A 12952-nucleotide genomic window follows, 5' to 3' on the forward strand; every position below is an offset into this window, starting at 1 on the left:
ACGGCAGGCCCGTCACCACGAGCAGGCGGCCTCGTTGGGCTCGTGCGTCGACTCGTCCGTGAGGAAGTCCATGAGCGACTCGTGGGTCACCGAGGACGCGCCTCCGCCGTCGTTGCCCGCGTAGATGACGCCCACGACCTCGCCGTTGACGTCCGCCAGGGGCGATCCCGAGTTGCCCTGCTTGATCTCCGCCCACAGCACGTCGATGTCGTCCTGTCCCTCGCCGAGCGTCTCCGGCGCCTGGCCCTGGAACGTCGCCGGCGTGGTGGTGAGGATGTCGCCCTCCGGGTACCCGACCACGTAGAGCTGCTCGCCCTGCTCGGCGGGATCCTGCGCGATGGTGGCCGCCTCGGGGAAGGTGCCGTCGATGGTCACCAGCGCGAGATCCGCGGTGGCATCCAGCACGGAGGAGGTCCCGGTGTAGTGGCGGCCGTCATAGCTGGTGAGCTCGATCTCGACGGCGTCCTCCACCACATGGCGATTGGTCACCACGGTGTTCTCGTCGAGCACCCACGCGGAACCGGTCTGGTAGGAGTCGCATGTCACCGCGGACACGCGCACGGCCACCCGCTCGACCACGGTGAAGCCGTCCTCGCCCACGGGCATCTCGGGCCATGGCGAGGGAGCCTCGACCTCTGGGATGAACGTCGCGGGCAGCTCCTGCGGCGCCGTCGGAAGAGGTGCGCAGCCCGCGATCGCGAGCGTCCCTGTGGCCAGCGCCACGGCCAGAGGGGTACGCCTCACCTCTCGGCCTCGTACTCTTCCCAGGCCTCCTCGAGAGTGGAGCAGTACTCGTCGATGTTCGCCTCCACCGCCCGGAGGCTCTCGGTCGTGTAGCGCCAGGACTCCCGCAGGTGGTCCGCAAGGTCCGCCTGCTCGTCGATGCACACGATCATGCGCTCGATCAGGTCCTCGGCGTAGACCAGGTCGTCGCTGGCGTTCGCGTCCGTGTTGGCGAACTCCGAGATGGTCGACTTCGCCTCGGTCAGCTGAGCCGAGACCTCATCGAGCGACTGCTCCGCTGCCTCCGCGTCGGAGCGCGCGACGGCCAGGCTCTCGCCCATCTCGAGCGCCTCGGCACGCAGCGCGTCGTTCTGGTCCACCCACTGCTCGTGGGTGAGCCACAGGTAGGCGCTGAGACCGGCCAGCGTCAGCACGCCGGCGGTCAGCGCGGTCCAGCCGAGGATCAGCGCTGTGAGGCGGCCCCCGCTGCGCTTGCGGGTGGCCGGCGCCGGCGGTACGGCCGATGCGACGGGTGGCACCCCGCCGGGCGCACCCGCCGGGGGCGGCGGCACGGGAGAGGTGTAGTGGTCCTGGCTCACGGCGCGTCCTCCTCAGCTCGGCGACCGATGACCGTCACCTTAGCCGCGGGTGCGGACAGGAGGCGAACCCCGGCACGCGTGGGGTGCATCGCTCAGCCCGAGAGTGCGCTCAGGCGGACGGTGCGGCCGCGCAGTCGATGGGCTCGGGCACCAGCAGCGAGGGCTGGGCGAGCAGCGTGTTGAGCATCGACACGGGCACGATGAAGCTCTGGTTCACGTCGTTCTTCGCGTAGACCACGCCCACCACCTCACCGGCGTCGTTGAGCACGGGGGAGCCGGAGGAGCCGGGCTCCACGATGGCGGTCGTGGCGAGCACCTGGTCGACGGCGCTCTCGAGCGGGTCCTTGGTGGGGCCCAGCACCACGCCGCTGACGGTGGTGAGCCGGCCGCCGCCCGGGTAGCCCACCACGGTGATGACGTCGCCTTCGAGGGGGTCCTCCTGCGAGCGGATGGCGTACGCCCCGCCCAGCGGCTCGGTGGTCTTGATGATCGCGATGTCCGCGACCGTGGTGGTGGTCGCGGCGGTGGCCTCGATCACGCGGCCGTCGTGCGTCGAGATCTGGATGTCGGCGGAGTCGTTGATCACGTGCCGATTGGTGACGAGCGTGAACGCGTCGAGAGCGAAGCCGGTGCCCGTCTTGACGAACCCGCAGCCCACGTTGCGCACGCGCACGGTCATGCGCTGCGCTGCCGTGAAGCCGTCGGGGGACAGACCCACGGTCTGCGCGACGGGCGTGGCGGTGGGCGTGGGGACCCAGTCCGAGGGCATGGGTGCAGGCCCTGCGGGGACGGTCGCGCAGCCGGCGAGCGCGACGGCTGCCGCGACCGCCGCGGTGATGACGCGGCGCCTCATTCTGAGAGCGCCTCGCGCAGCTGCTCGTTGCTGCTCTCCGCGGCGGCGCACAGCTGCCGGACGCTCTGCGCGTAGTCCGCGAGCTCCTCGGGCTCGTAGTTGTCCGGGTTCTCGAGGTAGGTCACCAGCTGCTGCTGGCCGTCGACGCAGCGGTGCAGCGCGTTCGCGACGGCGCTCGCGTTCGTCAGCGAGGTGGTGAGCTGATCGATCTGCTGGCTGGCGTACTCGCTCGCGTCCTCTGCGGAGGCCTTGCTCGCTCCCAGGTCGATCACGCGCTGGTTCGACGTGGCGAGCTGCTGGGTGAGCAGGTCGATCTCGGAGCCGAGCTGCATCGTGGTCTGCTCCTCGCGCGAGAGCCGCTCGCCCAGGTCGTAGTTAACGTCGGTGAGCGCGTCGGCTCGCGCCTGCCACTCGTCGGTGGTGGTCCACAGATGCCAGTTGAGGAGCACGGAGCCCGTGAGCAGCAGGAGCAGCAGCACGGTCGTGACGATCCATCCGGCACGCCTGCCCCGGCGAGCGGGCTCGTGGTCCTGGGCGGGCAGCGGCGGGTCCGTCTTACGGCGGCGGTGGGGGCGGCCGTCCGGGGCGACGGCGGCGGGGACCGGAGCCACCACGGTGCCGGGCTCGTCGGCCTCGTCGGAATCCGAGGCATCCGACTCCGGGTCCGCGTCGGATTCGGGGGTGCCGTCGTCGAGATCGGCGGCGCTGAGGGCGGAGATGCTCGGCGAGGAGGCGGTGGCGGCCGATGCGGGGCTCGCGGCGGCGGGGGCGCTCGCCTCGTCCTCGGTAGGGGCGGGGGTATCGGGCTCCGTGGACACGTCGTCTGAGACGAGGTCGCTGGTGGTGCGCTCGTCGACAGCGTCCGTGTCGCGGTTCATCTAGGTGACTGCCCCCGTGTACTTCTCCCCGGGTCCCTGACCGGGTGCGTCCGGGATGGCCGAGGCCTCCCGGAACGCCAACTGTACGCTTCGCAGTCCGTCGCGCAGCGCTCGTGCGTGAGTGTCGCCCAGATCAGGTGCGGACGCCGTGACCAGTCCCGCGAGGGCCTCGATCAGCTTGCGAGCCTCGTCGAGGTCCTCGTGGGCCTCGCCATCCTCGGCCAGCCCGCACCTGAGCGCAGCGGCACTCATGAGATGAACGCCTACCGTCGTGATAAGTTCCACGGCAGTGACGTCCGCCATGTCCCTGGCTGCGCGTGCGGACGCGTCGGAGAGCGCATCGGCGCTCGTTCCAGGTGAGTTCTCGCTCATTCGTGTTATCCTTGATGACTGACCGGCCGGGGATCGCTCTCCGGCGCGCAAGTGGAGACCACCTCCCACCCTAGGGCCAAAGCAATGGGCCAGGGTTCGGTTGCGACAGTCGTCGCGCCCCAGGCGCGGCGTGGCGTCGTGGACCCGGTGGCCTCTGCTCGTGCTCGAGCAGGGGCTTTTTCCTTGCCCGGAGGCATTGACAGACGACGAATTGGAGCCACCCATCAACGAGCCCCGCATCAATGAGCGCATCCGCGTCCCCGAGGTCCGCCTGGTCGGACCCAACGGTGAGCAGGTGGGAATCGTCCGCATCGAGGACGCCACCCGGCTCGCGCAGGAGGCGGATCTCGACCTCGTCGAGGTCGCGCCCAACTCGCGTCCCCCGGTCGTCAAGCTCATGGACTACGGCAAGTTCAAGTATGAGGCGGCGGTGAAGGCTCGCGAGGCTCGGCGCAACCAGGCGAACACCGAGATCAAGGAGATGCGCTTCCGTCTCAAGATCGACGAGCACGACTACGAGACCAAGAAGGGCCACATCGTCCGCTTCCTCAAGGGCGGCGACAAGGTCAAGGTCACGATCATGTTCCGCGGTCGCGAGCAGTCCCGTCCCGAGATGGGGCGCCGCCTGCTGCTGAAGCTGGCCGATGAGCTCCAGGACCTGAGCGTCGTGGAGAACATGCCGTCGCAGGAGGGGCGCAACATGTCCCTCGTGCTGGGGCCGCTCAAGAAGAAGGCCGAGGCCATGGAGGAGCAGCGCAAGGTCCGCGACGAGCGCAAGGCGGCCGACAAGGCCGAGCGCGCGGAGCGTGCAGCCGCCAAGGCCGCCAAGAAGACGTCGGGCGACGAGTCCGAGTAACGACCCGCACGTCCCGCACGGGGCGCGCAGAACGCAAGGAAGGGCAGTCATGCCGAAGAACAAGACCCACTCGGGCGCCAAGAAGCGCTTCAAGCTCACCGGCACCGGCAAGGTGAAGCACGCGCACGCGATGAACGTGCACAAGTTCGAGGAGAAGACGTCCTCGCGCAAGCGCCGCGTGGCGCAGGACGCGATCCTGTCGGACGCCGACTCGAAGAAGATCAAGAAGCTGCTGGGCAAGTAACCGCCCGAGAACGCAAGGAGTAACAGATATGGCACGCGTCAAGCGGGCAGTCAACGCCCAGAAGAAGCGCCGCAGCACCCTCGAGCGGGCCCACGGCTACCGTGGCCAGCGCTCGCGCCTTTACCGCAAGGCGAAGGAGCAGGTCACCCACTCGATGGTCTACAGCTACAACGACCGTCGCAAGCGCAAGGGCGAGTTCCGCAAGCTGTGGATCCAGCGCATCAACGCCGCGGCTCGCGCCAACGGCATGACCTACAACCGTTTCATCCAGGGCCTCAAGGCCGCTGAGATCGAGATGGACCGCCGCATGCTCGCCGAGCTCGCGGTGAACGACGCGCCGGCCTTCGCCGCCCTCGTGGAGACCGCCAAGAAGGCGCTCCCTGAGGACGTCAACGCGCCCGCCGCGTAAGTCTCAGGCATGACAGGACGCCCCGCCAGCCCCGACGACCTCACGCTCACGTTCGAGAATCCTCGAGCGGAGCGCATCAAGAAGGTCGCTCAGCTGGCGGGGCGTTCTGCGCGTTCCCGGGCCGGGCAGTTCCTGGTCGAGGGTCCGCAGGGCGTGCGCGAGGCGGTCGCGTGCGCGCCCGCCCGCGTGCGCGACATCTATGTCACGGCCGATGCGCTGGCCAGGCACCGCGATGTGGTCGCTGATGCTCTGGCGGCAGAGCTGTGGGTGCACCTCGCCACGGATGCCGTGGTGCAGGCGATCAGCTCGGATGCCCAGGGCATCGTCGCCGTCGTCCAGACCTCCGGCGACTCGCTCGACGACGTGCTCGCGCAGCAGCCGCGCCTGGTGGCTGTGCTCAGCAACGTGCGCGACCCCGGCAACGCCGGCACCGTCATCCGGGCGGCCGATGCGGCGGGAGCCCAGGCGGTGATCCTCGCCGGCGAGAGCGTGGACATCACCAACCCTAAGGTGGTGCGCTCCACGGCCGGCTCGCTGTTCCACCTGCCCATCGTGCGCGCGCCGCTGGCGGATGCGGTGGCGGCGCTGCACGACGCCGGCATCACGGTGCTCGCGGCGGATGGCAGCGGCGACGCCGAGCTGGGCGGGGAGGGCGCCGCTGACGAGGACATCGCCGTGCCCACGGCGTGGGTGTTCGGCAACGAGGCCTGGGGACTCACGGCGGACGAGCTGGCTCTCGCGGACCTCGTGGTGCGCATCCCCATCTATGGCCGCGCGGAGAGCCTCAACCTCGCGACTGCCGCCTCCGTGTGCCTGTACGCCTCGGCGCGCGCCCAGCGCGCCTGAGCCGCCGCACCGGCGTGTGACCGCTCCGGCGCGGGTGACGAAGATCACGCCCTCGATGTCGCAAGCGTCCCTGGTACGACCGTAATCTCGAACCATGTCCTCGCCTCCGCAGAGGCTGCGCAGGCTGAGCCGCTCGCGCGGCTTCCTCATCGCTGCCGCGATGGTGATCACCATCCTGATCCTCCAGATCGTGACCACCATCGCAGGCGTGCTCGCGGTGACCCGTCAGGCCGATGCGGCCGCGATCGACACGTACGGGTACGTGGGCGACCTGACCGCCGAGCGCGTGGCTCGCTACGTCGAATCAGCCAGCGACGTCACCGAGGGCACCGCGGTGCAGATCGAGCGTGAGCAGGACATCTCGATGGACCGGCTCGCGACGGCGATGTATCTGCGACTCGAGCGCGAGCCCACGGTGCGCTCCCTGTACGTGGGGTGGGCGGACGGGTCCTTCCTGGTGGTGCGCCGTGACGGCAGCGGCTTCGACGTCCAGCAGCGCAGCGGTCCGCCAGGCCAGCTGACCTCGAGCGGGGACTACGACTCGCAGTTCACGATGCTGGGCGAGCAGACCATCGAGTCCGAGTACGACCCCCGGGCACGGCCGTGGTACAAGGCAGGCGTCGGCGGTTCGGACGTTTCCTGGACGGACCCGTACCTGCAGTTCGGCTCCGACGAGACTCTGGTGTCCGCCGCGCGCGCCGCACGCGGCGGCGAGGGCCTGATCGCAGTGGCGGGAGCGGATCTCGAACTGGTGTCTCTCGGTCAGGTGCTCGACGATCTTCCGCTCGGCGAGGGCGCGGACGCCTACGTGCTGTCCCGCGGTGGAGTGATCATCGCGGTGCCGTCGGGTCAGCTGCGCGAGGTGGAGGAGATCTCCGCCCGCTACGGCAAGCCTGCACGGGCGGAGGACCTGGACCTGCAGATGGCTCCACCGCCGCTGGAGCCGGGCCAGGACTACATCTCGGAGGACGGCCTCACGATCGTGCTGGAGCGCACGCTCGAGCCCGCCGCGGACCTGGACTGGGTGCTGCACCTCAACGCGGACGCGAGCCAGCTCTCGCAGGGCCTGTCGAACCTGACGGGGACGGTGGTGGTGATCACGGCGTTCTCCGTGCTGATCACCATCGTCGCGATCCTGCTGGCGCTGCGCGTGTGGCGCCCGCTGCGCTCGCTGCGCCAGCGTGCGGCCACGGATCAGCTCACGGGGCTGGCCAACCGACACGAGTACCTGCGCCGTGGCACGCCGCTTGTGGAGCGGGCGATCGCGCGCGGCGACATGGTCATCGCGGTGGTGGTGGACCTCGACAACTTCAAGCGCCTGAACGACACCTACGGACACGAGACCGGCGATCTCGCGCTCGAGACGGTGGCACTGTCGCTGCGCGCCAACATCAGGGCGAGCGACATCGCCGCGCGCACGGGCGGCGACGAGTTCGTCGTGGTGCAGGTGCTGAGTCCCGGCGGTGACGCGCACGCGATCGTGTCGCGCCTGCGCGACGAGATCGAGCATGACCTGCACGCGCGCGTCGACGGCGGGGAGGCCGTGGGCGTCACCGCGGGCTTCGCGGTCGCGCAGTGGGGCGACCGCCTCGACGGGCTCGTCGCGCGTGCGGACGCGGCTCTCATCGAGGGCAAGCAGGCGGTCAAGGGGCGCGTCTACGCCAGCTGAAGGGGCGCATCCGCCGGGCCGAAACCTGCCGGAAGCGTGCGCGGTGCTAGCCTTCCGCGAGAACTGAGAGGGCTTCGAGATGGCTGACACACCCACCACCACCGTGCCGCTGGACATTCCTGGGGCACGCGGCACCGTCGCGCTCAAGGGTGCGGACGGCATCTTCTACAGCGTGCTGATCGACGGCGAGCCCGTGAAGCGCCGCAAGGGCGGCTGGGCCATCCCCATGCGCAAGGGCGACACCTCGAAGCTCGAGGTGCGCGGGATCCTGTCGGGCTTCCAGACGCTCGTCATGGATGGCCGCGAGGTGCACCGCATGGGCGGGCACGCGTCCACCGTGGAGAAGGCGCTGATGTTCCTGCCGCTGATCCTGGTGGTCTTCGGATTCCTGGGCGCGGTGCTGGCGGTGCTCCTGTTCTTCATGAACGTGCTGGCCGTCAAGAACCCGCTGCTGCCGCGTGTGGCGCGCATCGCGATCCCCATCGTCAACACCATCGCGGGCGGCGTGATCCTGTTCGTGCTCGCGAACATGGGCGGCTGAGCGCCCCACCCCTCACAGTAGGCAACTGATGTCCACGGTTCGCGGACACGACTGCCCGAGTAGGCAGCTCATGTCCAGACCGTCAGGGGTTCGGCTCCGGCTCCTCGAGCACGGGCGGCCGATGCGCGTCCGGACCCGCGCGGTTGGGGTCGAGCGACTCAGCCTCTCCGTCGCCGCTCTGGCGTCCCTCGACGAGCGCGACCAGCGCGGTGAGGTCCGCGGGCAGCGCGCGCTCCAGGACCGCGCGCATCTCCATCTCGTAGTCGCGCGCTCGCGGGCCCTCCAGCCAGGCGCGCAGCTCTACCCTGGTGCCGTTGGCGAAGGCGCGGGCCTCGTGATGCACGGTGAGCTCGGCGCCGTCGAGCTCGGTGGTGTCCGCGTAGACGTGGGGTGGGTCGAAGGCCGTGACGCGGAAGGACGCAGGCTCACCGGTCTTCGACTTCGACGTGCCGCTCGAACCCAGCTGCACGGGCGTGTCGACGTCGAACCAGTCCATGCTCGACGCCCATTCGGGGTGGGTGGGGAGATCCGCCCATCGCTCGAAGAACGCCTCGGGAGGGGCGGTGGACGTGTGGATGACGCTGCCGACTTCGATCATGCATCCACGCTAACCCGGCTTCCTGGCCCGTGCGCGCCCACGTTACAGTGGAGCCCATGAGCACCAGCGCGCGCACCGCCATCACGGCCCGCCGCGCTGACGTGCGCCGGGAGTGGGCCACGCAGGCCGCACCTTCGCTGTTTATCTAGGCCCAGGGAGAACCCCTGGGCCTTGACGCGCGAGCCGCACCACCGCATCGGCCGCCTGCACTCGCGCCGGTAGACTTCCCGACGGACACCCCACCCCTGGATTGGCACTCATGACTGACCTGTCACCCCTCGACGCCGCAGGCGTCGACGCGGCCATCGACGATGCGCTCGCTGCCATCGCGGCTGCCACCACCTTGGACGAGCTCAAGGAGGCGCGGCTGGCCCACACCGGCGACAAAGCGCCGCTGAGCCTCGCGAACCGGCAGATCGGCGGGCTCGAGCCCGCCGACAAGGCCACCGCCGGCAAGAACATGGGCAAGGCTCGCGCGAGGGTCAACGAGGCCATCGCCGGCCGCCAGGCCCAGCTCGAGGCCGAGCGTGACGCGCGCGTGCTGGTCGAGGAGACCGTGGATGTCACCCTGCCGGTGAGCCGCGAGCTGAAGGGCGCACGCCACCCGCTGGAGACCATGCAGGAGCGCATGTGCGACACGTTCGTCGCGATGGGCTGGGAGGTGGCCGAGGGCCCGGAGATGGAGGCGGAGTGGTTTAACTTCGACGCCCTCAACTTCGATCCCGACCACCCGGCGCGCGAGATGCAGGACACGTTCTTCATCGACCCGCCGGAGGCCGGCCTGCTGCTGCGCACCCACACCTCGCCGGTGCAGGTGCGCGCCGCGCTGGAGCGCCGCGACGCCCTCGAGAATGAGGGTCGCGGCATCTACGTGGTGTGCCCGGGCAAGACGTTCCGCACCGATGAGCTGGACGCGACCCACACGCCGGTGTTCCACCAGATCGAGGGCCTGGCCGTGGACAAGGGCCTCACCATGGCCCACCTCAAGGGCACGCTGGACGCGTTCGCGCGCAGCCTGTTCGGGCCCGATGCGGTGACGCGCCTGCGCCCCAGCTTCTTCCCGTTCACCGAGCCCTCCGCGGAGATGGATCTCCGTTGCTTCGTGTGCGACGGCGGCGACCCCGCGTGTCGCACCTGCTCCGGCACGGGCTGGATCGAGTGGGGCGGCTGCGGCATGACGCACCCCAACGTGCTGCGCGCCGCGGGCATCGACCCGGAGAAGTACACCGCGTTCGCGTTCGGCATGGGCATCGAGCGCACGCTCATGTTCCGTCACGGCGTCAAGGACATGCGTGACATGGTCGAGGGAGACGTGCACTTCTCCCAGCAGTTCGGGATGGAGATCTAGTCATGCCCAAGATTCCGCTGAAGTGGCTCGAGGAGTCCGTGGACCTGGTCCCCGGACACAGTGCCGAGGACGTCGCCGCCGCGCTCGCGAAGGTGGGGCTCGAGGAGGAGGGCATCGAGGGCGGTGGCATCACGGGACCGCTCGTGGTGGGCCGCGTGCTCTCGTTGGTCAAGGAAGAGGCCTCCAACGGCAAGACCATCAACTACTGCCGCGTGGACGTGGGGGAGCACAATGACCCCGCAGGACCCGGCCACAAGCCTGACAACAAGGACGAGTACCCCGCGTCCAAGGGCATCGTGTGCGGCGCGCACAACTTCGTGGAGGGCGACTGGGTGGTGTGCATCCTGCCCGGCGGCGTGCTGCCCGGGCCGTTCCCCATCGGTGGGCGCAAGACGTACGGTCACTGGTCGGACGGCATGATCTGCTCGTCCAAGGAGCTGGGGCTGGGCGATGACCACGATGGCATCATCGTGCTCTCCTCGCCCTCCGGTCAGTCCGTGGAGACCTTCCCGGGACTGGTGACGGCCGATGCTCTGGTGCCTGGCGCATCGGCGCTGGGCCTGCTGGGGTTGGACGAGCAGACGCTCGAGATCAACGTCACCCCGGACCGCGGCTACAGCTTCTCCGTGCGCGGCGTCGCCCGCGAGTACAGCCACGCCACCGGCCAGCCGTTCCGTGACCCTGCCGCCATCGAGGTGACGGGCACGCGCGTGGCCGACGGGTTCGGCTCCGATGCCTTCGCGGTGGAGATCGCGGACCAGGCGCCTGTGCGCGGGCGCGTGGGCTGCGACCGCTTCGCGGCGCGAGTCCTGCGCGGCTTCAACCCAGCCGCGCCCAGCCCCGCGTGGATGAAGCGACGCCTGGAGCAGTCCGGCATGCGCCCCATCTCGCTGGCGGTCGACGTCACCAACTACGTGATGCTCGAGACCGGTCACCCGCTGCACGCGTATGACCTGGACAAGGTGGTGGAGCCCATCGTGGTTCGCCGCGCGGTCAAGGGCGAGCAGCTCGAGACGCTGGACGATGTGGTGCGCACGCTGGATCCGGAGGACCTGCTGGTGTGCGACAGCGCCGGCGGCGAGGGCTTCCGGCCCATTGGCCTCGGCGGCGTCATGGGAGGTGCGGCCACGGAGGTGTCCGCATCGACCACGGACATCCTGCTGGAGGCCGCCCACTGGGACCCCATCACCATCGCGCGCACCGCACGCCGTCACAAGCTGGGCTCCGAGGCCTCGCGCCGCTACGAGCGTGGCGTGGACACGGCCCTGGCGCCGGTGGCGATCGAGCGCGCCCTGCGGCTCATGCAGGAGCACGGCGGGGGACAGCTGGACGAGGTCTGGCTCGACCTCGACAACACCGTGGCGCCCGCGCAGATCGCGATGGACGTCTCGTATCCGAGCACCATCGTGGGCGTCGAGTACAGCGCCGATGCTGTGGTGGCGGCGCTCGAGACGGTGGGCTGCGTCGTGGACCGCGACGCCGAGTCGCTCCTGGTGACGCCGCCCACGTGGCGCCCGGACCTCGAGGAGGCCATCAACCTGGTTGAGGAGGTCGCGCGCCTGCAGGGCTACGACGACCTCCCCTCGGTGCTGCCGGTCGCGCCCCCGGGGCGCGGTCTCACGCACAGCCAGCGGGTGCGCCGCGCGGTGGCGCGCACGCTGGCCGAGTCCGGTCTCACGGAGGTGCTGACGTACCCGTTCATCTCCGAGGAGCGCCTGGACGAGCTGGGCATCCCCATGGAGGACCCGCGCCGCGACGTGGTGCGCCTGGCGAACCCGCTGAGCGCGGAGCAGCCGCTGATGCGCACCACGATGCTCGCGACGCTGGTGGATGCGGTGAAGGTCAACCTGGGCCGCGGCGAGCAGGATGTCGCGGTCTATGAGCTGGGACGTGCGTACCAGTCCAAGCACATTGGCCAGCTGCCCACGGTGGACAACACCGACGGCGGCATCCGTCCGGAGGAGGTCGAGGCTCTCAACGAGGCCCTGCCGGGCCAGCCGCGCCGTGTGGCCGGCATCATGGCGGGCAACCGCGTGCGCGCGGGCTGGAACGGCCACGCCACGGCATGGGGATGGGCCGATGCGCTCGCGGCCGTGGAGCGCGTGGTCGCCGCCGCTGGGGCCGATGTGGTGGTGACGCAGGGTGCGCGTATGCCGTGGCACCCGGGCCGTGGAGCGACGTACTGGCTGGAGTCCGGCCACTTCGTGGGCCACGCGGGAGAGCTGCACCCCAAGGTGTGCGAGACGCTGGGTCTGCCGGCCCGGTCCGTGGCCTTCGAGGTGGTGCTGGATCCGATGATCATCTCGACGGAGGGCCGCATCCAGGAGGCCGTGCCGGTGTCGCAGCAGGTGCTGGCGAAGGAGGACTTCGCGTTCGTCGTCGCCGATGACGTGGCCGCGGGCGACCTGGTGCGCGCGGTGCGCTCCGCTGGCGGCGAGGTTGTGCAGGATGCGCGGGTGTTCGACGTCTACCAGGGCGAGCAGGTGGGCGAGGGTAAGAAGTCGCTGGCCGTGAACGTCGTGATGCGCGCTTCGGATCACACCTTGTCCGCTGACGAGGTGCTCGCGGTGCGCGAGGCCATCATCGGGGCGGCGGAGCAGGAGTTCGCGGCGGTGCTGCGGTAGGCGTCAGGTCTCCTGACTCGTCAATCCAGCCCAGAAGTCGCCGAGCAGAGGACCGGCCCCCGCCGGCGCACGATCGACAGCCTCGAACAGACGGGTGCGTTGCTCCCGCGTCGCGCCCACGTCATCCAGATACCGCTCAAGAGAGAACCCGGAGTGCGCGCCTAGCGGGAGCCTGTCCTTAAGGGTGGGCGGGGCGCTCGGGTTCGTCGACGCGAGGTCAGTGAGCCTGGGGTAAGTCCGCGCGACCTGCTTGAGGGCGGCAGCGCTCAGGTGCTCATTCGCGGCAAGCGCCATGGCGACCTGCACGTTATCGGAGGCGAGGAGCTCCTGCGCGACTGCGTCGTCAATATCGTCTGCGTACGCACGGTCGATCAACACGGAGAGTTGGTCCG

General features: G+C 69.8%; 15 protein-coding genes. 8 read left to right on the top strand and 7 right to left on the bottom strand.

The window, feature by feature from the left end:
* Nucleotides 1-12: 12 nt before the first annotated feature.
* From Dac01nite_RS05320 to Dac01nite_RS05340, 5 genes are all read right to left on the bottom strand, one after another.
* A complete protein-coding gene (locus tag Dac01nite_RS05320; RefSeq protein WP_203653964.1) occupies nucleotides 13-744 on the bottom strand; it encodes a trypsin-like peptidase domain-containing protein in 732 nt (243 codons plus the stop codon).
* The gene (locus Dac01nite_RS05325) at nucleotides 741-1322 is read right to left on the bottom strand and encodes a hypothetical protein (RefSeq protein WP_203653966.1); all 582 of its coding nucleotides are present in this window, start codon (nucleotides 1320-1322) and stop codon (nucleotides 741-743) included. The genes Dac01nite_RS05320 and Dac01nite_RS05325 overlap by 4 nt, the downstream gene beginning before the upstream one ends.
* A gap of 109 nt (nucleotides 1323-1431) precedes the next feature.
* Complete coding sequence (locus Dac01nite_RS05330; protein ID WP_203653968.1) at nucleotides 1432-2175, bottom strand: S1 family peptidase; 744 nt, start codon at nucleotides 2173-2175, stop codon at nucleotides 1432-1434.
* Nucleotides 2172-3053: a hypothetical protein gene (locus tag Dac01nite_RS05335; protein ID WP_203653970.1), complete on the bottom strand. Its 882-nt coding sequence runs from the start codon at nucleotides 3051-3053 to the stop codon at nucleotides 2172-2174. Before Dac01nite_RS05335 ends, Dac01nite_RS05330 begins: the two co-directional genes overlap by 4 nt.
* A complete protein-coding gene (locus tag Dac01nite_RS05340) occupies nucleotides 3054-3425 on the bottom strand; it encodes a DUF1844 domain-containing protein (protein ID WP_203653972.1) in 372 nt (123 codons plus the stop codon).
* A gap of 196 nt (nucleotides 3426-3621) precedes the next feature.
* Here Dac01nite_RS05340 and infC point away from each other — a divergent pair, with 196 nt between their 5' ends.
* From infC to Dac01nite_RS05370, 6 genes are all read left to right on the top strand, one after another.
* Nucleotides 3622-4281 (top strand): translation initiation factor IF-3, encoded by a 660-nt coding sequence (infC, locus tag Dac01nite_RS05345; protein WP_239066533.1) that lies wholly within the window; start codon nucleotides 3622-3624, stop codon nucleotides 4279-4281.
* A 49-nt stretch (nucleotides 4282-4330) separates the two neighbouring features.
* A complete protein-coding gene (rpmI, locus tag Dac01nite_RS05350; RefSeq protein WP_062076403.1) occupies nucleotides 4331-4525 on the top strand; it encodes a 50S ribosomal protein L35 in 195 nt (64 codons plus the stop codon).
* 28 nt (nucleotides 4526-4553) lie between these two features.
* Complete coding sequence (gene rplT, locus Dac01nite_RS05355) at nucleotides 4554-4934, top strand: 50S ribosomal protein L20 (protein ID WP_203653974.1); 381 nt, start codon at nucleotides 4554-4556, stop codon at nucleotides 4932-4934.
* Between the two features lie 9 nt (nucleotides 4935-4943).
* Entirely contained in the window at nucleotides 4944-5780 is an 837-nt protein-coding gene (locus Dac01nite_RS05360; RefSeq protein WP_203653976.1) for a TrmH family RNA methyltransferase, read from the top strand.
* A 94-nt stretch (nucleotides 5781-5874) separates the two neighbouring features.
* Nucleotides 5875-7449 (top strand): sensor domain-containing diguanylate cyclase, encoded by a 1575-nt coding sequence (locus Dac01nite_RS05365; protein ID WP_203653980.1) that lies wholly within the window; start codon nucleotides 5875-5877, stop codon nucleotides 7447-7449.
* Between the two features lie 79 nt (nucleotides 7450-7528).
* Nucleotides 7529-7990, top strand: coding sequence for a hypothetical protein (locus tag Dac01nite_RS05370; protein WP_203653981.1), 462 nt, complete (start codon nucleotides 7529-7531; stop codon nucleotides 7988-7990).
* 82 nt (nucleotides 7991-8072) lie between these two features.
* Here the strand turns inward: Dac01nite_RS05370 and Dac01nite_RS05375 are convergent, their stop codons facing one another.
* Nucleotides 8073-8588: an SRPBCC family protein gene (locus Dac01nite_RS05375; RefSeq protein WP_203653982.1), complete on the bottom strand. Its 516-nt coding sequence runs from the start codon at nucleotides 8586-8588 to the stop codon at nucleotides 8073-8075.
* Between the two features lie 259 nt (nucleotides 8589-8847).
* On the opposite strand from Dac01nite_RS05375, the gene pheS reads away from it, so the two are divergent.
* Nucleotides 8848-9936, top strand: coding sequence for a phenylalanine--tRNA ligase subunit alpha (gene pheS / locus Dac01nite_RS05380; protein ID WP_203653983.1), 1089 nt, complete (start codon nucleotides 8848-8850; stop codon nucleotides 9934-9936).
* Between the two features lie 2 nt (nucleotides 9937-9938).
* Entirely contained in the window at nucleotides 9939-12560 is a 2622-nt protein-coding gene (gene pheT / locus Dac01nite_RS05385; protein WP_203653984.1) for a phenylalanine--tRNA ligase subunit beta, read from the top strand.
* Nucleotides 12561-12563: 3 nt separating this feature from the next.
* On the opposite strand, the gene Dac01nite_RS05390 is transcribed toward pheT, so the two are convergent.
* Complete coding sequence (locus tag Dac01nite_RS05390; RefSeq protein WP_203653986.1) at nucleotides 12564-12938, bottom strand: hypothetical protein; 375 nt, start codon at nucleotides 12936-12938, stop codon at nucleotides 12564-12566.
* Between the last annotated feature and the right edge of the window lie 14 nt (nucleotides 12939-12952).

This window comes from Demequina activiva, assembly GCF_016862815.1.
GTDB lineage: Bacteria > Actinomycetota > Actinomycetes > Actinomycetales > Demequinaceae > Demequina > Demequina activiva.

What these genes read in the sequence shown, in the direction of transcription:
- Dac01nite_RS05330 (WP_203653968.1), bottom strand. Translation starts at nt 2,175, where the DNA reads ATGAGGCGCCGCGTCATCACCGCGGCGGTCGCGGCAGCCGTCGCGCTC.
- Dac01nite_RS05335 (WP_203653970.1), bottom strand. Translation starts at nt 3,053, where the DNA reads ATGAACCGCGACACGGACGCTGTCGACGAGCGCACCACCAGCGACCTC.
- Dac01nite_RS05340 (WP_203653972.1), bottom strand. Translation starts at nt 3,425, where the DNA reads ATGAGCGAGAACTCACCTGGAACGAGCGCCGATGCGCTCTCCGACGCG.
- rpmI (WP_062076403.1), top strand. Translation starts at nt 4,331, where the DNA reads ATGCCGAAGAACAAGACCCACTCGGGCGCCAAGAAGCGCTTCAAGCTC.
- rplT (WP_203653974.1), top strand. Translation starts at nt 4,554, where the DNA reads ATGGCACGCGTCAAGCGGGCAGTCAACGCCCAGAAGAAGCGCCGCAGC.
- Dac01nite_RS05360 (WP_203653976.1), top strand. Translation starts at nt 4,944, where the DNA reads ATGACAGGACGCCCCGCCAGCCCCGACGACCTCACGCTCACGTTCGAG.
- Dac01nite_RS05365 (WP_203653980.1), top strand. Translation starts at nt 5,875, where the DNA reads ATGTCCTCGCCTCCGCAGAGGCTGCGCAGGCTGAGCCGCTCGCGCGGC.
- Dac01nite_RS05370 (WP_203653981.1), top strand. Translation starts at nt 7,529, where the DNA reads ATGGCTGACACACCCACCACCACCGTGCCGCTGGACATTCCTGGGGCA.
- Dac01nite_RS05375 (WP_203653982.1), bottom strand. Translation starts at nt 8,588, where the DNA reads ATGATCGAAGTCGGCAGCGTCATCCACACGTCCACCGCCCCTCCCGAG.
- pheS (WP_203653983.1), top strand. Translation starts at nt 8,848, where the DNA reads ATGACTGACCTGTCACCCCTCGACGCCGCAGGCGTCGACGCGGCCATC.
- pheT (WP_203653984.1), top strand. Translation starts at nt 9,939, where the DNA reads ATGCCCAAGATTCCGCTGAAGTGGCTCGAGGAGTCCGTGGACCTGGTC.